We start from the raw sequence: 18,497 nt of genomic DNA on the forward strand, positions 1-18,497 counted from the left end.
ACATACCTCCGACCACCTGCCGGTAGCCTTGTTCCGTGACAGGCTCGGATACCCCCTCTGCTAAGCCCTCTTCCTTCAGGCTCGCGTACGTCCCCGGCGTGACGCCGACCAAGTGGGTGAGGGTCTGGAACGAGCGGCTGCCCGGCACCCCCCTGGAGCTGGTCCAGGTCCCGGCTGCCGAGGCCTCCCGGCTGCTGGCGGACGGCGGTGCGGAGGCCGGGCTCGTACGGCTGCCGGTCGACCGGGACGTCCTCAGCGCGATCCCCCTCTACACCGAGACGACCGTCGTCGTGATCCCCAAGGACCACGTCGCCACGGCGGCGGAGGACGTGACGCTCGCCGATCTGGCCGACGAGATCGTCCTGCACCCGCTCGACGACCTCCTCGACTGGGAGAAGCTCCCCGGCAGCCCCGCGATCGAGCGCCCGGCCACCACTGCGGACGCCATCGAGCTGGTCGCGGCGGGCGTCGGAGTACTCCTCGTCCCGCAGTCCCTGGCCCGCCTGCACCACCGCAAGGACCTCACGTACCGGCCGGTCCTGGACGCTCCCGAGTCCCGCGTCGCCCTGTCGTGGCCGCAGGAGGAGCCCACCCCCGATCTGGTGGAGGAGTTCATCGGCATCGTCCGGGGGCGCACGGTCAACAGCACCAGAGGCCGCGCGGTGACCCCTCCGCAGCCATCGGCGAAGGAGAAGGCGAAGGCGAAGGCCAAGCGGGCCGGAACGGGCGGCTCCACCGGGCGCAAGCCCGCCCCCGGCAAGCAGACCGGCGCCGGCGGCCGCCGCGGGGGCGCCCCCAAGGGCGGCCAGGCGGGCGGCAAGCGCGGAAAGCCGCGCGGCCGGTAGAGCGGACGCCTCGCCCCGCATCTGTACGGTCCCCTCTCTGCCCCACACGATCCCGACGTCCCGACGTCCCGACGTCCCGACGTCCCGACGTCCCGACGTCCCGTCGGACAGATCCCGTGGACGGCGTCCCAGCAGGTCAGGGGATGGGAATTCCCGGGATTGCGTCACTTCCCCGGCAGCGGTGGTGCCCGCTGCCCCCGTCCCGCAGGGTTGTCGTCAGCCGGCCCGTCCGGTCGGTTCCGTGCAGGGGAGGGGAAGTACATGCGAGCCATGACAAGGACGTTCGTGAGTGTCGCCACCGCCGTGGGTATCGCGGCCGGAACGCTGGCGGCGGCGGGCACCGGCTTCGCGGCCACGCCGGCCCAGCAGGCGCCTGCGGTCAGCGCCCAGCAGGTCGCGCCGCTCGCGGTCGTCAACCTCGGGCTGAGCACCGCGCAGGCGAAGGAGGTCCAGCGCTGGCTGGCGGGTTCCTGGAACTACAACGACGCGATCGACGGGCAGCTCGGGACCAACAGCTGGAAGGCCTTCCAGCGGTTCCTGAGGTCGGCCGCCAACTACAACGACGCCATCGACGGAGTCGTCGGACCCAACACGGTGAAGGCGCTGCAGCGTTGGCTGAAGGCGCACTACGGCTACACCGGCGCGATCGACGGTATCGCCGGGTCGGGCACCCAGGCGGCGTTCAAGCGATTCGCCAACGCCCGCTGATCCCCGGCTGAGAGGCGCCCGGGGGCGCCGACCGACGGTGAGGCGCACGGCGGGCCCGCGGTCCGACGGGGGAGCGGACCACGCCGGGCGCCTCGACCGGGCCCGGACCCGCCCGGTGCGCCGACCGTGGCGCACCGGGCAGCGCCCGTCCGCGCCCGACGCCACATGCTGAGACTGCCTGAGGCAGAACTCGATGGTGCGGTGACGGCGAGATCCCTAAGCTGCGCACATGGCCAACGCGAAGACCTCGTACGTCTGCCTCCCGTGCCGGGCTTCGTACAAGCAGCCCTATGACTCCACCAGGCAACGGATCTGTCCGCGCTGTGCGGAGCCGCTGATTCACGCGGGGTCGGCGTTCGCCGTGCCCCGCCGACGTGACGTGGCGGCATGGCGGACCCTCTCCGTGCTGCTGAACGCCGGTGTCGGCTTCCACAAGAGCTGCTGCGGTGGACCCGGGTACCGGCCTCGCACGCTCCGCGAGGTGCGCGAACGGATGGCGTACGCCGGGCGCAGCGGCGAACCGATTGCCAGGGCCCTCGTGCGCTACGACGTTCCCTGACGGTTCCCTCCGGGGTGGGCGGCGCCCCGTTCCGGACCGTGCGGGGCAGGACCTCAGCTCGTGACGGCCTCCGCGATCCGCTGGGCGGCCAGGGTGGGCGTGAGGTGCGTGGTGTCGATGACCTCGGCCTCGTCGTGCAGCCACGTGCGGGCCGCCTCGGCATAGGGGGCGAGGTACTTGAGGCGGAAGGCGGAGGGGCCCATGGCCGTATCTCCCTCGATGCGCCCGCGGAGCGTCTCCTGGTCGGCGTGGAGGACGAAGTGCCGGACCGGAATGGAGTGTTGGGCGAGGCCCGCGCTGATCTCACGCCAGTACTGCTCGACCAGGACGGTCATGGGCATCACCAGGGTGCCGCCGGTGTAGTCGAGTACGTGGCGGGCGGTCTCGACCACGAGCGGCCGCCACGGCGGCCAGTGCTGGAAGTTGTCCGTACCGGGCAGTCCCGGAGTGATGTCCATGAGCGTCTCGCCGACCTTCTCGGCGTCGAACACCCGCGAATCCGGGATCAGTTGCTGCACAAGCGCACTGGTCGTCGTCTTGCCTGCGCCGTGGGTGCCGTTGAGCCATACGATCATGGGACCCCAGGCTAGTGCGGTGTGGGCCGGTGACGGGACTCGGTGAGCCGGTCGCGTTCGCGTTCGCGGACGAGTATTCGCAGCATCGCCGCGCCGCTCGCTACAGCACCAAGATGCAGGATCACCGCGGCGCCGGGGCTTTCCGGAGGGGTGAAGCCGGCCGGCTCCGCCAGCGCTGCATACAGGGTGAAGGGCAGCTTCCAGCCGCTCCATGCGAACAGCGAGCCCGACCCGACCCAGCCGAACACCAGGGGCAGCCGGCGGGGCAGCCGGGCAGGACGTGCCCGCGCGATCATCCAGACGGCGGCTGATCCGGCGAGGGCCCAGAACCCGGAGACAGCCCCGAGCGCGTACCCGTGGGTGGTTCGCTCGGCCGGGTGCGCGATACCCACGGTGCCGCCGGCCGCCCAGTAGAGCCAGACCAGCCCGACCGCCGCGCCGACGACGGCAGCCCACGGCGGCGCGGCACGTGGTGCGTCGCCGACCCGCCCGGTGAACGCCTGCGGCCAGCGGCGCCGCAGATGGGCGGGGACCGCGAGGGCCAGCCCCAGCCCCATCCCCAGAAAGCTGAACTGGACCAGCAAGCCTTCCCAGACCGGCCTCACCGGCTCGTCGCCGCCGTCCTGTGAGTCGGCGCCGGCGCCCAGCAGCGTACTGAGCACGCCGAACGGCAGTATCGAGACGAGGAGCCCCGACCCCACCCAGGCACAGAAGGCGACCAGGGCCCCCGGAATCCGCATCCCCCACGGCCGTACGAGGGCGAGCGCCAGCGCGACCCCGATCCCGGCCATACCGACCGTGACGGTGTTGAGGACCACCCATTCCGCCACGCCGAATCCGGTGCCGACGGGCAGCGTCCCCACAAGCGAGCCGACCACCCACACCACCTTGATCAGCAGGTACGGCAGCAACGCCAGGGCGGCCCCATAAGCGGCCCCCCGCCCGATCCGATCCCACCGTTCCACCCGAACTCCCCTTCCATCAGCAGGAATCCCAGCGTCCGACGTCACCGCACCTCGCCACATCCCCCGCAGGACGAATCCACCTCCCCCGTGCGGGGGAGTGGAAGCCGCGTGGCAGGCGGGTTCGGCCCTCTCCACCACAGAGGGGATTCGCTGTCTGCGCCACCCTTCCCCATCAGCTCAGCGGTGGGTCAGACTCACCTACGCCCTGAAGCGGCCGACAAGGTCCACGAGCGTGCAGTCAGTCCTACGCGTCCCGGCATCCCCACGGTGACAGCCCACTCCACAAACCTCCGTGCGGCCACAACCCCCGCCCCTCGCACGCGCACCCACGTGGACCGGAACGCGCTCGCCGCCCTCGCCCCTTCCAGTTCCAGACCTGAAGGACACCGATGAACGACTCAGCACTCATCACCACCGGTCTGCCGATCGCCCTGGCGATCATCATGTTCGGCCTCGGGCTGTCCCTGACCACCGACGACTTCAGGAGGGTCACCCGGTCACCGAAGGCGGTGGTCGTCGCGCTGGTGCTGCAGGTGCTGGTACTCCCGCTCGTGGCGTTCGGGCTGGTGAAGATATTCGACCTCGACCCCTTGCTCGCCGTCGGCGTGATGCTGTTGGCCGCTTCCCCCGGCGGGACCACGGCCAACCTGTTCAGCCACCTCTTCCGCGGAGACGTGGCCCTCAACATCACGCTGACCGCGATCAACTCGGTCCTCGCCGCCATCACCATCCCGATCATCACCAACCTCGCCATCGACCATTTCGACGCCGAGGGCGACCTCGGTCTGCAACTCGGCAAGGTGGTGCAGGTGATCGCCATCGTGCTCATCCCGGTCGCCGTCGGTATGGCGGTCCGTCGGCGCTCCGCCGACTTCGCCGCACGCGCCGACCGCCCGGTCCGGATCTTCTCCATCGTCGTGCTGGTGATCGTTTCGGTCGGTGCCCTGCTGGGTGAGCGGGAGAATCTGGCCGACTACATGCAGCAGGTCGGGCTGGTGACCGGCATCTTCTGCCTAGCGAGCCTCACCCTCGGCTACGCCGGTGCCCGGCTGCTCCGTCTGGACAAGCGCCAGGCGATAGCGAGCTCCATGGAGGTCGGCATCCACAACACGACCGTGGCGCTCACCATCGCGCTCAGCGTTCTGGAAAGCACCGAGGTCGCCATCCCCAGCGCCGTCTACTCGGTCCTCATGTACGTCCTCGCGACGGCCTTCGGCTACCTGATCACCCGACGCCACTCGGACGCCGAGAAGAGTCTCGGCCAACCGACCGGATGACCCTCCGGACGCCTTCGGCTGCGCCGCCCGCCCGGCGGGGGAAAGCCTCCCCGTCCCAGTGCTCGCCGGGTGGGTGAACAGCTCACCACCGGGCGCGCAGTACGCCGTCGCTGTCCGGCAGGACAGCACAGAGGAGCGGGCGGTGTTCGGCGGCGAAGCGGCCCACCTCTTACGCAGAACAACGCTTCGGGCAGTGATCCAGCAGAACTTGTTCAGCTGGTTCACTTCGCAGCGGAGGCTCGGCAGAGCCTGTTCAGCTCGGGCCTGGACGAGCAGCAGCAGATCGTGGCGGAGCAGCTCTCGCAGGAATTGGAAGAGGAAGCCGTCAGTTACGCACTAAATCGAGGGCGCCTACGGAGGCTCGGTGATCGCCTGGTCGAGGCGCTTGCTTCGAGTGCGGAGACCGCACTCGACGGCATGGTGACGGCGCTGGGTCAGCAGCGATCGCCGCTGATACCGGCTGAGTCGATTCGGGGTTCGGTGACCGTGACTCTGGACAGGTTAAGTACAAGTGCGGTGAGTAGAGGTTCTCTCCGGCCTGGTGCACGCTTCTGAGGTTGGTGGAGCATCCGACGGTGCTTGCGGCTGTAGTTGTACGTCAGGAACGGAATCCCGACTCGCTCATCATTCCGGTTTTACGTCGCAGAGCGCTCGCTGATACGGACAGTGCGCCCGTCGGGATCACGGACCTCAATTGTTTCGGGTGAACTGCTTTTTGTGGCACTTTCGATGCCAAGGCGGCGTGTCGTCCCGGAAAGGCTTTCAACAGTGATGTGCACGGTGACAGACGTAACGTCGAATAGCCTGCCAGCTACGGATTGACGGAGGAGTAGGCCAGGGGTGATTTCTGCAGTACCAGCGCGGACTGGGATGTCATGGCCGGTAACTTGAGCATAAAAAGCCGCTGAGCGGGCGAGGCTACGGGTGGAGAGGACCGCATCGGCTTCGGGCTGGGAGTTGGCTGCTGCTGATGTCGTAAGCGGAGAGGAATGTGTTGTGCTTCGGATTTCTGTGGAAGCTAGTTCACGCGTATCGCTGGTTTGCCCGGATGTTGGCCGCTGTAGGGGTGACTGCTTCTGGTTTTCCCCACCGAGCCTTGAAGCGGGATCTGTAGGCAGGTCGACAAGCACGGTTTGGCCATCTTCAAGGGAAATCCGTGCGCGCAGTACGCGACCGTCATTGAGAACGACAAGGTCATCGAAGCGGCACTGGCGCCCATCGGGAAATTCTCCATGGGTAGCACGGCGAGAGAGCATGGCCTCAACTAGTGCGTTGCGCAACGCTTTAGGGCGACGAGTCGGCGACTTTGGTGGATCGGCGATGTGGGTGGCGCTGAGATCAGCCAACTTTGCGATGTAGTTGGCATCTTGCACGTCGATCGCCAGGTTGCCAAGCCAATTTGTTTCATGCAATGCGCCGAGAATTGCGGTAGCGAGCGAGGCCAAAGTGTCCGTGTCGGCCTTGCGGAGGAACGCTGCAGTGAGTAGACCACCTTGCGGGCGGGCGGCAAATCGGCTCGCGAGGTAAATAGCTGCGGCTGCGCTTACGGTCCCAGCGCCATTGATCTTTGGGTCTGCGCATCCGAGCCGTTCTAGCGTTTCTTCGGGGTTGCTCATGGCGCCGCGATGCAAGGAATCCGAGATGAGTGAGAGGAGTTGCGAGGTCTCCTTATTGGTGTCCTGCCAAGTGGCCGCGAACCGTTCAAGGTCGTGGGCGCTGCCCCATTCGGGGGGCAATACTGGGAGGACTCGGTCCACGTCAATAAGACCAGCGGCGGCGGCCTCGACGCTGTCGCCGAATCCGTGCGTCGTTCGTGAGGAGGCGGCGCCGCGGAGCGCAAAGGCATAGACCAGCGCACCAACCAGTGCCCGGGGGTGGCCGTGGGTCGTGATGCCGTCGCGCACAATCCGCCGGATCAGGTCGTCGGAGTTCTCGGCCCAAAGTACATGGGGGGCAATGCGCATCGCGACGCCATTGGCTCCGGCGTCGCGATACCGCTTCGCGATAGCCTGGGTACGCGCTGAGCCTTTGCCCTGCCAGGGTGGACGCCCGTCAGCCCAGCACGACGCTGAGGCTAGGACTGCTCCGCCGCCGCCGCGTTGATATAGCGGCCACGTAGGAAGTTCAACCTCGGTGAGTCGCTCCCACCAACGCTCACCTGCTAGGCACGATCGGGCTGTGGCAAGCAACAGTTGAGTATCATCGCTGTACTCGCCAGCGTGAACCGGGTCGTGATAGCGCTTGGAGTAGTGGCCAGCGTTTCGAGTCCAGTTCCGAAACTCCGGCCGTGTGGTAGCGCGGTCGCGTTCTTTCTGCCCGCCAATGAGACCACCACGGAGCTCTTGCGGCCATCCAAGCGCGTCGCCGACTGCTGCGCCCAAGAAAATACCCCGTGCGGTCTGTGTCATGGCGTCGCTGGTATTGGTCATGGTGTTGCCTTTGATGAGGCCACCGATGACCAGGTGGCCTCGGGGAAGTAGCGGCTGTTCTGGACGGCGGCTGTGATGGTCCCCTTGTCAAACATACCCGGCGAAATCACCCAACGGATCCCGTTCGGTGGGAGCGTGCCGAATCGTTCCAGCCGACCGTACTCTTCCGATGCTGCGGCTTCGGTTGGGAACACGATCGCCTGGATTGCTGACACTGGCACTGGCGTCGTCACCAGCACTTCGGCTTGGACATCGGTCGGACTGCCAGGGTCGTGGCGTGGGCTGCGGGTGCGGGTCTGTCCACCCTGGCCTCGTACTGCCGCTGCGTAGCACCCGTTCAGGCCGGTCACACCAGGGACGGCGAGGCCAGGGGCTGCGGCAGCGTTCCGCGGGCAGAACAGGGTGCCCTCCAATGCGGCGACGGACTTGTCCAGTAGAAGGCAGACCCAGTCGGGGTAGTTGACGACATGGTCCTTACGCCGGGCGATGTCAAAGTAGAAGCCGTTCGGGTATTGCATGCTGCAACAGACTCTGTCCGGGTAGCCATCAAGACGCTGGAGATCAGTGGCCCGGTAGCAGGCACGCACGTCCTCAGACAGGTCTTTGACGCTGCGCAGCTGCTGGTCGGCGAAGATGCTGGGCAAATTCAACGCAGGGCTGAAGTGCGTCAGCCGGGCCAGCGGCATTGTGGCCAGCGCAGCGGCCACCTCGGTGTTGACGCGGCCGGTCACGTTGTCACCTGGTAGAGACCAGATTCGGAGGTGGGGAGTAGCGGTGTCAATTCGCCGGTATGGGTGATCACGAGTTCATCGCGAGCACGAGTCACGCCGACGTAGAGCAAGCGACTCTCCCGGCTAGCGGCTTCGTCGTACCCGAAGGCAGCGACCGTATCGCCATCGGGGCAACGGGTGGCTCCGCAGAAGGGGAGGAACACAACATCAAACTCCAGGCCCTTGGCTGAGTGATACGTACCCGCGTACACGCCTGCTTCGATTTCCCATCGCTGCATCCTGTCGTGCAGCATCCGGACGCCCGTCACACCGTGGACGGCTAGGCGCGCTTCTGCGCGTGTGCGGGCCAGCACCCCGACGCGTGCAACCTTGGCGAAGCTCGCAACACTTGTGGCGACTGCGGCCGCCTCGGTCTCGATCGACGGGTAGCCAACCAGAGTGGGCCTGGCGCCAGCTGCGCGTTGCGGCGCCCGTGGCTCTACAAGATCAGCAGAGTCCCGGAAGTGGGGCATCTGGGCCATGGCGATGGCAAGGCGAGCGATCTCAGGGCTGTTGCGATAGTTGTCGAGGAACACCTCGGTCTTGGCGACTCTCAGGCCGCAGGAGCGCCATGACACCCGCTGTCCGTAGATCTGCTGGGCGTAGTCTGCGAACAGCGTCAGGCTGCCCTCTGAGGGGATCGCCTCAGCCAGCGAACGGATCGACTCGGGGGAGAGGTCTTGTGCCTCATCAACGACGATGTGCTTGTACCGGCGGGCAGTCGCATCGGCCGCCAACGATGCGCGAACCGCGGCCGGCAGTGAGGCCCAGTCATAGGGGTATCCGCCAGATGAGCGGGCGATCAGATAGTTCTTACGAATATCCCAGACCGCTCGGCGTTGCCCTGGCTGCAGCGCAGCCATCCGGCCGACCCGGTTCACGGCGAGGTACGCCTCGACGGTAGCGAGGCCGTTACCGTCGATCCACTCCAGCTCGTCCAGGAAGAAGTCTGTCGCACGATCGAAGAATGAGCTTGGCTTGTATGACGCTGCGGCTTCCTTGACAGCCTGCTCGATGAATATCCTGCGTTGGTCTGGGCCGGCGATCTGGTTGTAGCCCATCCGCCCCTGCGCGGCCAGATATCCGCGGGTGAATGTCCCGTACGTCTCGATCGTGACGCCCGGCAGCTTGCTGGCAAGATGCCGCAGGTAGGTCACCAGAGAGTTGTTGTACGTGAGTAGCAGCGTGGGCCCGGCGTTTCGGGTGCGGGCGTCAGCGAGATGTGCTGCGCGATGGATAGCCATCACGGTCTTGCCAGTGCCAGCGGTTCCCAGGACAACCTGATGGCCTTGCGCAGTCAAGTAGACAACGTCGCGCTGGTGGCCTTGAGGTATCGGTAGGCTCAAGATCGTCTCCCTGTAGATCACCGGCGGGTGGGAGGGCCATGGGTATGGCACCGCCGAGAGGTGCGGCATCCTATCGGATTATCGGAGGCGTGGCCCGCTGGGTGTCGTGCTCGTCGATGCAGGCGACATGCCGGTCCAGTCCGTGCTTAGCGCGCCACATCAACTGCAAGCCCGCCATTTGAAGCGCAACGTCTCATGCGCCGGACGCCGCCCAGCCGACATTGATTGCATAAAAGTGCAGCCCTGCGTATAGTCATGCCATCAACGAGGAGGGTTCCGATGGTGGTACGCGCAGCAGTGGCAGGGGCGAGCGGATACGCCGGCGGTGAGCTGCTACGTCTCCTGCTGGTGCACCCCGGCGTCGAGATCGGTGCCCTCACCGGACACTCCAACGCCGGGCAGACGCTCGGTTCGCTCCAGCCGCACCTGCGGCCGCTGGCCGGGCGGGTGCTGGAGCCCACCACCGCCGAGGTGCTGGCCGGGCACGACGTCGTCTTCCTGGCGCTGCCGCACGGGCAGTCCGCCGCCGTCGCCGAGCAGCTCGGGGACGAGGTGCTCGTGGTCGACATGGGGGCCGACTTCCGGCTGCGGGACGCCGGTGACTGGGAGAAGTTCTACGGGTCCCCGCACGCCGGGACCTGGCCCTACGGGCTGCCCGAGCTGCCGGGTGGGCGGGCCGTGCTCGCCGGGTCCAAGCGGATCGCGGTGCCGGGGTGCTACCCGACCGCCGTGTCCCTCGCGCTCTTCCCGGCGTACGAAGCGGGAATCGCTGAGCCGGAGGCCGTGATCGTCGCCGCGTCCGGCACCTCCGGGGCGGGCAAGGCGGCCAAGCCGCATCTGCTGGGCTCCGAGGTGATGGGCAACATGACCCCGTACGGCGTCGGCGGCGGGCACCGCCACACGCCCGAGATGATCCAGAACCTCAGCGCCGCCGCCGGCGAGCCGGTCACCGTCTCCTTCACGCCGACCCTCGCTCCCATGCCGCGCGGCATCCTCGCCACCTGCAGCGCGAAGGCGAAGCCCGGCGTGGGCGCCGAGAGCCTGCGCGCGGTGTACGAGAAGGCCTTCGCGGACGAGCCGTTCGTCGACCTCCTGCCCGAGGGGCAGTGGCCCGCCACCGCCGCGGTGTACGGCTCCAACGCCGTACAGGTACAGGTCGCCCACGACGAGGCCGCCGGACGGATCGTCGTCATCTGCGCCATCGACAATCTCGCCAAGGGCACCGCCGGCGGCGCCCTGCAGAGCATGAACATCGCCCTCGGGCTCCCCGAGGACACAGGTCTTTCGACGATCGGAGTTGCACCGTGAGCGTCACGGCAGCACAGGGATTCTCGGCGGCGGGCATCGCCGCGGGGATCAAGGAGAGCGGTAACCCGGACCTGGCCCTCGTGGTCAACAACGGGCCGCGTCGCGCCGCCGCGGGCGTCTTCACCTCCAACCGTGTCAAGGCCGCCCCGGTGCTCTGGTCGGAGCAGGTCCTCAAGGGCGGCGAGGTCACCGCCGTCGTCCTCAACTCCGGCGGTGCCAACGCCTGTACGGGTCCCCAGGGGTTCCAGGACACCCACGCCACCGCCGAGAAGGTGGCCGAGGTGCTGGACGGGCACAGCGCCGGCGAGGTCGCCGTCGCCTCCACCGGGCTCATCGGCCTCCTGCTCCCCATGGACAAGCTGCTCCCGGGCATCGAGCAGGCCGCCGCCGTGCTCAGCGAGCACGGCGGTGAGAAGGCCGCCATCGCCATCAAGACCACCGACACCGTGCACAAGACGGCCGTCGCGGGCGGCGACGGCTGGACCGTCGGCGGCATGGCCAAGGGCGCGGGCATGCTCGCCCCGGGCCTCGCCACCATGCTCGTCGTCCTCACCACCGACGCCGATGTCGAAGCCCCCGTGCTGGACGCCGCCCTCCGCGACGCCACCCGCACCACCTTCGACCGGATCGACTCCGACGGCTGCATGTCCACCAACGACACCGTGCTGCTGCTCGCCTCCGGCGCCAGCGGAATCACCCCGGAGCAGGGGGAGTTCGCCGAGGCCGTACGGGCCGTCTGCGCCGACCTCGCCCGGCAGCTCATCGGGGATGCCGAAGGCGCCTCCAAGGACATCCGGATCGAGGTGATCAACGCGGCCACCGAGGACGACGCCGTCGAGGTCGGCCGGTCCATCGCCCGCAACAACCTCCTCAAGTGCGCCATCCACGGCGAGGACCCCAACTGGGGCCGCGTCCTCTCCGCGATCGGCACCACGAAGGCCGCCTTCGAGCCGGACCGGCTCAACGTCGCCATCAACGACGTCTGGGTCTGCAAGAACGGCGGAGTGGGCGAGGACCGCGACCTCGTCGACATGCGCTACCGGGAGGTCAAGATCACCGCCGACCTCTCCGCGGGCACCGAGTCGGCGATCATCTGGGCCAACGACCTCACCGCGGACTACGTCCACGAGAACAGCGCGTACAGCTCATGAGCGCCGCGCGGAAGCACACCGCACTCCCGAAGGCGCAGATCCTCATCGAGGCGCTGCCCTGGCTGACCCGCCACAACGGCAAGACCGTCGTCATCAAGTTCGGCGGCAACGCCATGATCGACGAGGAGCTGAAGGCCGCCTTCGCCCAGGACGTCGTCTTCCTGCGGCACGCCGGCCTCAAGCCCGTCGTCGTGCACGGCGGCGGCCCGCAGATCAGCGCCCAGCTCGACAAACAGGGGCTGGTCAGCGAGTTCAAGGCCGGGCTGCGGGTCACCACCCCCGAGGCGATGGACGTCGTCCGGATGGTGCTCGCCGGGCAGGTCCAACGCGAGCTCGTCGGCCTCCTCAACCAGCACGGCCCGCTCGCCGTCGGCATGACCGGCGAGGACGCCCACACCATCACCGCCGTCCAGCACCGGCCCACCATCGACGGCGAGTCCGTCGACATCGGCCGGGTCGGCGAGATCACCGCCATCGACACCGGGGCCATCCAGGCGCTCCTCGACGACGGCCGCATCCCGGTCGTCTCCTCCATCGCCCGCTCCGCCGACGACCACCACGTCTACAACGTCAACGCCGACACCGCGGCCGCCGCGCTCGCCGCCGCCCTGAACGCCGAGACGCTGATGGTCCTCACCGACGTCGAGGGGCTGTACGAGGACTGGCCCAACAGCGACGACGTCATCAGCCGGCTCACCGCGAGCCAGCTGGAGAAGCTGCTGCCGGAGCTGTCCAGCGGCATGGTCCCCAAGATGCAGGGCTGCCTGCACGCCGTGCGCAACGGCGTGGAGACCGCCCGCGTCATCGACGGCCGGGTCCAGCACTCGATCCTGCTGGAGATCTTCACCGACGAGGGCATCGGCACGATGGTCGTGCCGGACGCCCCCATCGACGTACACACAGGGCCTGAACAGGGGGAATCATGACCGGCACAGAGGCGCTCGGCACAGAGGCCGCGGGACTCACCTCGCGGTGGCAGAACGCGCTGATGGACAATTACGGCACGCCCCAGCTGCCGCTCGTCCGCGGTGAGGGCGCCCACGTCTGGGCCGAGGACGGCACCCGCTACCTCGACTTCGTCGGCGGGATCGCGGTCAACGCCCTCGGCCACGCCCACCCCGCCGTCGTGGAGGCCGTCTCCACCCAGATCGCCTCCCTCGGGCATGTCTCGAACCTCTTCATCGCGGAACCACCGGTCGCGCTCGCCGAGCGGCTGCTCCAGCTCTTCGGCCGCACGGGCCGGGTCTTCTTCGCCAACTCCGGCGCGGAGGCCAACGAAGCCGCCTTCAAGATCGGCCGGCTCACCGGCCGCACCCACATGGTCGCCACCGACGGCGGCTTCCACGGCCGGACGATGGGAGCCCTCGCGCTCACCGGCCAGCCGGGGAAGCGTGAGCCGTTCGTCCCGCTGCCCGGTGACGTCACGCATGTGCCGTACGGGGACGTCGACGCGTTGCGGGCAGCGGTGACCACGGAGACCGCCCTGGTGATCATCGAGCCGATCCAGGGCGAGAACGGCGTCGTCGTCCCGCCCAAGGGGTATCTGGAGGCCGCCCGGGAGATCACCCGCGCGACCGGCACCCTGCTCGTCCTGGACGAGGTCCAGACCGGGATCGGCCGCTGCGGCCAGTGGTTCGAGCACCAGGCCCACCAGGGCGTCGAGCCCGACATCGTCACCCTCGCCAAGGGCCTCGGCGGTGGCCTCCCGATCGGCGCGGCCGTCGCGTTCGGCCCGGCGGCCGACCTGCTGAAGCCGGGGCACCACGGCACGACGTTCGGCGGCAACCCGATCGCCTGCGCCGCCGGACTCGCCGTCCTGGACACCCTCGCGGCCGACGGCGCCCTCGACGAGGTCAAGCGGCTCGGCGAGAGGATCCGCGACGGCGTGGAGGCGCTGGGACACCCGCTGGTCTCCCATGTCCGCGGCAGTGGCCTGCTGCTGGGTATCGTGCTCACCGGACCCCTCGCACCGCAGGTGCAGCAGGCGGCCCAGGGAGCCGGCCTCCTGGTGAACGCGCCCGCCCCCGATGTCGTACGGCTCATGCCGCCGCTGATCATCGGTGACGCGGAGGTGGACGCGTTCCTGGAGATCCTGCCGAGCGCTCTCGACGCGGCACACGGGGACGGACGATCCGGAGCATGACCCTCCGGAGAATGAGGCGACGACGATGACCGAGGCGCAGGAGACCGAGCACGGCGGACCGTCCGTGCCGCAGACGCGCACCGCCCGCCACCGCCGGATCGTGGACATCCTGAATCGGCAGCCGGTCCGCTCGCAGAGCCAGCTGGCCAAGCTCCTCGCCGACGACGGGCTGAGCGTCACCCAGGCGACGCTCTCCCGCGACCTCGACGAGCTGGGCGCGGTCAAGATCCGCAACACCGGCGGCGAGCTGATCTACGCGGTGCCTAGCGAGGGCGGATTCCGCACCCCGCAGGCACCGCTGGGCGGCTCCGCCAAGGAGGAGCGGATGCGCAGGCTCTCGGCCGAACTGCTCATCTCGGCGGAGGCCTCGGCCAACCTCGTGGTCCTGCGTACGCCGCCGGGCGCCGCCCAGTTCCTCGCCTCGGCCATCGACCAGGCCGAACTGCACGACATCCTCGGCACTATCGCGGGCGACGACACGCTGATGCTCATCAGCCGCGACGCGGGCGGCGGCCAGGCGCTCGCCGACCACCTGCTGAGGCTCGCTCAGAACGACCGCTGAACCGTTCCGTTCAGTAACGCGTGATCGCGGTCGGGCCCGAGGTGGTCCCGATCGCGATGTGCGGTTCGCGCTCCGGGTCCGCCCAGGCCAGGATCTCCGCCATCGCGTCCGCCGGGACCGAGACACACCCGGCCGTCGCCCCGCGCCCGTTGACATGCAGGAAGATCCCGGCGCCCCGGTTGCGTACCGGACGCTCGTAGTTGAAGCCGATCACCAGCGCGCGGGCGTACTGCGTCCCGTAGGAGACCAGGTGCTCGGCCTCGTCCGCCCGGCAGTCCGCCGGTCGTGGTTCCACCCAACGGTTGTACGACGCCGAGGCGTTGTCCTGGCACCACCAGGAGTCCTCGTTCACCTTGCGGTACGCGTACCGCGTCCCGGCGGGGGCCTCCTCGATGCCGAAGGCGTACGGCAGGTCGTACAGCCCGGTCGGCGTGGTGCTGGTGCCCTGCTCCCGGGTGGCGCCCTCGGCCAGCCCGTTCGCGCCGAACCGCGCGGGCGCGGACCCCGCCTCCGCCCACCTGCCCCCGCGCCGCTCCCACCAGGTCACCGTGCCGGTCGTGGAGCCGGTGTCCGGGGCCTCGGCGGTGATGAGCTGGGAGCCGCCGCCCGTGTCCGCCATCCGGTCGGGGAGGGGCGGGGTGTCGGCGGTCCCGGCCCCGAGGGAGCCGATGGCCAGGGTGAGGAGTACGGCGAAGGTCAGCAGAGGTCGGCGCATGTTCCGGACCGTACGGCGGCCGGGGCCGTCGGCCCACCGGACCTGCTCCGTACGGCCCAGCGGCCCACCTCGGGAGAGCCCCCGCGAGCCCCCGAAGGCCACCGGAGAGGCCTGCTCGGCCTGATGATCCGGTCTCTGCCGTTAACCCGGGCGACGGCACCCGGCGAGGAGGGCCGCGACCATCCGCTTGGCGTCGTCCTGCTCGTAGTCGGGGCCGGTGATGCAGAGGTTCCCGATGGCGCGCATGAGCGTGTAGGCGGTGATGCCGGGATCGACCTCGTCGGCGGCGGCGCAGGCGTCGAGCAACGTCGCGCAGGCCGGGACCAAGGTGTCGAGCATGAGGGCGTGGAGGTTCTCCAGCCCCGGATCACCGGACCCCAGGGCGGCACCGAGGCCGTGCTTGGTCACCAGGAACTCCACGAACGCGTCCACCCAGCGGGTCAGCGCGGTGAACGGGGAGGCCGATTCCTCCAGGAGGCGGGGAGCGAGTGCGGTGCAGGCGTCGATCTGGTGGCGGTAGACGGCGGTGACGAGGTCCGCCCGGGTCGGGAAGTTCCGGTAGATCGTGCCCACGCCCACGCCGGCGCGCTCGGCGATGTCGCGGATGGGGGCTTGGACGCCCTGGTCCACGAAGACCGCCGACGCGGCCGCCAGCACACCGCTGCGGGTGCGCTGCGCCTGTGCTCGGCGTACTCCGACCGGTTCCGTCACGGGACCTCCATTGCTCGCGGAACAATGTTCCGCTAAATTGGCGGAACGACGCTCCGCCAAAGTATGGCAGAGCGACCCCACGGAGAAAGCGCAGGTCCCCCATGTCTTCCAGCCCCCTCGGCCGGCGGATCGTCGCGGTCAAGCCCATCGCCGTCGCCGCGCCCGGCCGCAGCGTCGATCTGCAGGTCAAGGTCACCGCCCCGCTGTCGGGCCACGACCTGCCCGTCATCGTGTTCTCCCACGGCAACGCCTGGTCCCTGGACGGATACGAGCCCCTCGTCGACCGGTGGGCAGCCGCCGGATTCATCGTGGTGCAGCCCACCCACCTGGACTCCCGCCGCAACGGCATCGGATGGGACGACCCGCGCTTCGCCACCATCTGGCGCGTCCGGATCGCCGACCTCCACGCGGTCCTCGACGGCCTCGGCGACATCCTTCTCCAGGCCGGCGGCCTGGCGACCCGAGTCGACCGTGAGCGCATCGCGGTCGTCGGCCACTCCTGGGGCGCCCAGACCGCCGGCGCGATCCTCGGTGCGCGGGTGCTCGACGCCGACGGCGTTCCCGGAGAGGACTTCTCCCACCCCGGGGTCTCGGCCGGCGCGCTGATCGCCGCGACCGGAACCGGCGACACGCTCACCCCGTTCGCCGTCGAGCACCTTCCGTTCATGAGGCCGGACTACTCCACCATGACCACCCCGGCCCTGGTCGTCGCGGGCGGCAAGGACCGGTCGCAGCTCTCCACCAGGGGCCCGGAGTGGTTCACCGACGCCTACCGCCTCAGCCCGTCCCCGAAGAGCCTGCTCACCATCGCCGAGGGCGAGCACACCCTGGGCGGCATCGCCGGCGAGATGGTCGCCGAGACCACCGACGAGGACCCCGCCCGCGTCGCCCTCGTCGCCGACGCGGTCTCGGCCTACCTCCTCGACGCCTTCAAGCTCGACGGCACCGCGTGGGCCGACCTTGGTGGTGCCGCCGCGTCCGGCGGCGGTGCGTGGAGCATCGCCGGACGGTGAACCGGGCCGGTGAATCCGGCACGTCCGCGCCGTTCCCGCCGCATCTGACCTGCCACTTTGACAAAGCATACGGACCACTGCATAGTTATACCCATCAGTGATTGCACCGTAAGGAGAAACCCGTGACCGAGCGCGTCGTACTCGCCTACTCGGGCGGCCTGGACACCTCCGTCGCCATCGGCTGGATCGCCGAGGAGACGGGCGCCGAGGTCATCGCCGTTGCCGTGGACGTCGGCCAGGGCGGCGAGGACCTGGACGTCATCCGCAAGCGCGCGCTCGCCTGCGGTGCCGTCGAAGCCGAGGTCGCGGACGCCAAGGACGAGTTCGCCGAGGAGTACTGCCTCCCGGCGATCAAGGCCAACGCCCTCTACATGGACCGCTACCCGCTGGTCTCGGCCCTCTCCCGGCCGACGATCGTCAAGCACCTCGTCGCCGCCGCCAAGAAGCACAACGCCGGGATCGTCGCCCACGGCTGCACCGGCAAGGGCAACGACCAGGTCCGCTTCGAGGCCGGTATCTCCGCGCTCGGCCCCGACCTGAAGTGCATCGCCCCGGTCCGCGACTACGCGATGACCCGGGACAAGGCGATCGCCTTCTGCGAGGAGAAGAACCTCCCGATCGCGACCACCAAGAAGTCCCCGTACTCCATCGACCAGAACGTCTTCGGACGGGCCGTCGAGACGGGCTTCCTGGAGGACATCTGGAACGCGCCGATCGAGGACATCTACGAGTACACCTCCAACCCGGCCACCCCCCGCGAGGCCGACGAGGTCGTCATCTCCTTCAAGGAGGGTGTGCCGGTCGCCATCGACGGCCGCCCCGTCACCGTCCTCCAGGCGATCCAGCAGCTCAACGAGCGGGCCGGCGCCCAGGGCATCGGCCGGATCGACATGGTCGAGGACCGGCTCGTGGGCATCAAGTCCCGTGAGGTGTACGAGGCGCCCGGCGCGATCGCGCTGATCACCGCCCACCAGGAGCTGGAGAACGTCACCGTCGAGCGCGAGCTGGCCCGCTACAAGCGGCAGGTCGAGCAGCGCTGGGGCGAGATGGTCTACGACGGCCTGTGGTTCTCCCCGCTGAAGCGGGCGCTGGACGGCTTCATCAACGAGGCCAACCAGCACGTCACCGGCGACATCCGGATGACCCTGCACGCGGGCCGCGCCGTCGTCACCGGCCGGAAGTCCGACGAGTCGCTGTACGACTTCAACCTCGCCACCTACGACTCGGGCGACACCTTCGACCAGTCCAAGGCGCAGGGCTTCATCGAGCTCTTCGGCCTCTCGTCCAAGATTGCGGCCAAGCGCGACCTCGCCTGACCTCCCCTCGTTGTACAGCCGCCTCCCCGTCGTCACGCGGCAGGGAGGCGGCCGCATATCCGCACCTCGGCCTACGCCTTGGCCCTTGTCTTTGCTTTGAGGAG

At 68.8% G+C, this 18,497-nt stretch carries 18 protein-coding genes; 11 read left to right on the forward strand and 7 right to left on the reverse strand.

All coding sequences use genetic code 11. The annotated features are described in order from the left end of the window. Positions 1-35: 35 nt before the first annotated feature. The 3 genes from IE264_RS29945 (at position 36) to IE264_RS29955 (ending at position 2,112) form a co-directional block, all read left to right on the forward strand. Complete coding sequence (locus IE264_RS29945; RefSeq protein WP_032758398.1) at positions 36-845, forward strand: LysR family substrate-binding domain-containing protein; 810 nt, start codon at positions 36-38, stop codon at positions 843-845. Between the two features lie 261 nt (positions 846-1,106). After that, on the forward strand, positions 1,107-1,553 hold the full coding sequence (locus IE264_RS29950; protein WP_032758400.1) for a peptidoglycan-binding domain-containing protein: 447 nt from the start codon (positions 1,107-1,109) through the stop codon (positions 1,551-1,553). A gap of 229 nt (positions 1,554-1,782) precedes the next feature. Continuing rightward, positions 1,783-2,112 (forward strand): hypothetical protein, encoded by a 330-nt coding sequence (locus IE264_RS29955; RefSeq protein WP_015607452.1) that lies wholly within the window; start codon positions 1,783-1,785, stop codon positions 2,110-2,112. A gap of 53 nt (positions 2,113-2,165) precedes the next feature. Here the strand turns inward: IE264_RS29955 and IE264_RS29960 are convergent, their stop codons facing one another. Beyond that, positions 2,166-2,687: an AAA family ATPase gene (locus tag IE264_RS29960; protein WP_032758402.1), complete on the reverse strand. Its 522-nt coding sequence runs from the start codon at positions 2,685-2,687 to the stop codon at positions 2,166-2,168. Between the two features lie 11 nt (positions 2,688-2,698). Further along, entirely contained in the window at positions 2,699-3,652 is a 954-nt protein-coding gene (locus IE264_RS29965; RefSeq protein WP_032758403.1) for a hypothetical protein, read from the reverse strand. A 389-nt stretch (positions 3,653-4,041) separates the two neighbouring features. On the opposite strand from IE264_RS29965, the gene IE264_RS29970 reads away from it, so the two are divergent. Further along, positions 4,042-4,929 carry a bile acid:sodium symporter family protein gene (locus tag IE264_RS29970; RefSeq protein ID WP_032758404.1) on the forward strand — a complete coding sequence of 296 codons (888 nt, stop codon included), beginning with the start codon at positions 4,042-4,044 and terminating at the stop codon, positions 4,927-4,929. Between the two features lie 635 nt (positions 4,930-5,564). Here IE264_RS29970 and IE264_RS29975 read toward each other — a convergent pair. Genes IE264_RS29975 through IE264_RS29985 form a run of 3 tightly spaced genes read right to left on the reverse strand, consistent with a single transcriptional unit; the run spans position 5,565 to position 9,429 of the window. Further along, entirely contained in the window at positions 5,565-7,358 is a 1,794-nt protein-coding gene (locus tag IE264_RS29975) for an ADP-ribosylglycohydrolase family protein (protein ID WP_078657521.1), read from the reverse strand. After that, positions 7,355-8,089 (reverse strand): DarT ssDNA thymidine ADP-ribosyltransferase family protein, encoded by a 735-nt coding sequence (locus IE264_RS29980; protein WP_078657522.1) that lies wholly within the window; start codon positions 8,087-8,089, stop codon positions 7,355-7,357. The genes IE264_RS29975 and IE264_RS29980 overlap by 4 nt, the downstream gene beginning before the upstream one ends. Further along, positions 8,086-9,429, reverse strand: coding sequence for a 3'-5' exonuclease (locus IE264_RS29985; RefSeq protein ID WP_158706548.1), 1,344 nt, complete (start codon positions 9,427-9,429; stop codon positions 8,086-8,088). The genes IE264_RS29980 and IE264_RS29985 overlap by 4 nt, the downstream gene beginning before the upstream one ends. Before the next feature lie 324 nt (positions 9,430-9,753). On the opposite strand from IE264_RS29985, the gene argC reads away from it, so the two are divergent. The 5 genes from argC to IE264_RS30010 are packed head-to-tail and all read left to right on the forward strand — an operon-like array spanning position 9,754 to position 14,638. Continuing rightward, positions 9,754-10,782: an N-acetyl-gamma-glutamyl-phosphate reductase gene (gene argC, locus IE264_RS29990; RefSeq protein WP_032758405.1), complete on the forward strand. Its 1,029-nt coding sequence runs from the start codon at positions 9,754-9,756 to the stop codon at positions 10,780-10,782. Beyond that, positions 10,779-11,933, forward strand: coding sequence for a bifunctional glutamate N-acetyltransferase/amino-acid acetyltransferase ArgJ (gene argJ / locus IE264_RS29995; protein ID WP_032758406.1), 1,155 nt, complete (start codon positions 10,779-10,781; stop codon positions 11,931-11,933). The genes argC and argJ overlap by 4 nt, the downstream gene beginning before the upstream one ends. Next, on the forward strand, positions 11,930-12,859 hold the full coding sequence (argB, locus tag IE264_RS30000) for an acetylglutamate kinase (RefSeq protein WP_015607445.1): 930 nt from the start codon (positions 11,930-11,932) through the stop codon (positions 12,857-12,859). Before argJ ends, argB begins: the two co-directional genes overlap by 4 nt. After that, positions 12,856-14,076, forward strand: coding sequence for an acetylornithine transaminase (locus IE264_RS30005; RefSeq protein WP_032758407.1), 1,221 nt, complete (start codon positions 12,856-12,858; stop codon positions 14,074-14,076). Before argB ends, IE264_RS30005 begins: the two co-directional genes overlap by 4 nt. Positions 14,077-14,101: 25 nt before the next feature. After that, a complete protein-coding gene (locus IE264_RS30010) occupies positions 14,102-14,638 on the forward strand; it encodes an arginine repressor (protein ID WP_015607443.1) in 537 nt (178 codons plus the stop codon). A 10-nt stretch (positions 14,639-14,648) separates the two neighbouring features. On the opposite strand, the gene IE264_RS30015 is transcribed toward IE264_RS30010, so the two are convergent. Then, positions 14,649-15,353: a L,D-transpeptidase family protein gene (locus IE264_RS30015; RefSeq protein ID WP_032758452.1), complete on the reverse strand. Its 705-nt coding sequence runs from the start codon at positions 15,351-15,353 to the stop codon at positions 14,649-14,651. Between the two features lie 141 nt (positions 15,354-15,494). Beyond that, positions 15,495-16,064 (reverse strand): TetR/AcrR family transcriptional regulator, encoded by a 570-nt coding sequence (locus tag IE264_RS30020; RefSeq protein ID WP_032758408.1) that lies wholly within the window; start codon positions 16,062-16,064, stop codon positions 15,495-15,497. Between the two features lie 101 nt (positions 16,065-16,165). Here IE264_RS30020 and IE264_RS30025 point away from each other — a divergent pair, with 101 nt between their 5' ends. Then, on the forward strand, positions 16,166-17,077 hold the full coding sequence (locus IE264_RS30025) for an alpha/beta hydrolase family protein (RefSeq protein WP_032758409.1): 912 nt from the start codon (positions 16,166-16,168) through the stop codon (positions 17,075-17,077). A 122-nt stretch (positions 17,078-17,199) separates the two neighbouring features. Next, positions 17,200-18,393 (forward strand): argininosuccinate synthase, encoded by a 1,194-nt coding sequence (locus IE264_RS30030; RefSeq protein ID WP_015607439.1) that lies wholly within the window; start codon positions 17,200-17,202, stop codon positions 18,391-18,393. Positions 18,394-18,497: the final 104 nt, after the last annotated feature.

The organism is Streptomyces microflavus, assembly GCF_014650075.1.
Classification (GTDB): domain Bacteria; phylum Actinomycetota; class Actinomycetes; order Streptomycetales; family Streptomycetaceae; genus Streptomyces; species Streptomyces microflavus.

What these genes read in the sequence shown, in the direction of transcription:
- IE264_RS29950 (WP_032758400.1), top strand. Translation starts at nt 1,107, where the DNA reads ATGCGAGCCATGACAAGGACGTTCGTGAGTGTCGCCACCGCCGTGGGT.
- IE264_RS29955 (WP_015607452.1), top strand. Translation starts at nt 1,783, where the DNA reads ATGGCCAACGCGAAGACCTCGTACGTCTGCCTCCCGTGCCGGGCTTCG.
- IE264_RS29960 (WP_032758402.1), bottom strand. Translation starts at nt 2,687, where the DNA reads ATGATCGTATGGCTCAACGGCACCCACGGCGCAGGCAAGACGACGACC.
- IE264_RS29970 (WP_032758404.1), top strand. Translation starts at nt 4,042, where the DNA reads ATGAACGACTCAGCACTCATCACCACCGGTCTGCCGATCGCCCTGGCG.
- IE264_RS29975 (WP_078657521.1), bottom strand. Translation starts at nt 7,358, where the DNA reads ATGACCAATACCAGCGACGCCATGACACAGACCGCACGGGGTATTTTC.
- argC (WP_032758405.1), top strand. Translation starts at nt 9,754, where the DNA reads ATGGTGGTACGCGCAGCAGTGGCAGGGGCGAGCGGATACGCCGGCGGT.
- argB (WP_015607445.1), top strand. Translation starts at nt 11,930, where the DNA reads ATGAGCGCCGCGCGGAAGCACACCGCACTCCCGAAGGCGCAGATCCTC.
- IE264_RS30005 (WP_032758407.1), top strand. Translation starts at nt 12,856, where the DNA reads ATGACCGGCACAGAGGCGCTCGGCACAGAGGCCGCGGGACTCACCTCG.
- IE264_RS30010 (WP_015607443.1), top strand. Translation starts at nt 14,102, where the DNA reads ATGACCGAGGCGCAGGAGACCGAGCACGGCGGACCGTCCGTGCCGCAG.
- IE264_RS30015 (WP_032758452.1), bottom strand. Translation starts at nt 15,353, where the DNA reads ATGCGCCGACCTCTGCTGACCTTCGCCGTACTCCTCACCCTGGCCATC.
- IE264_RS30025 (WP_032758409.1), top strand. Translation starts at nt 16,166, where the DNA reads ATGTCTTCCAGCCCCCTCGGCCGGCGGATCGTCGCGGTCAAGCCCATC.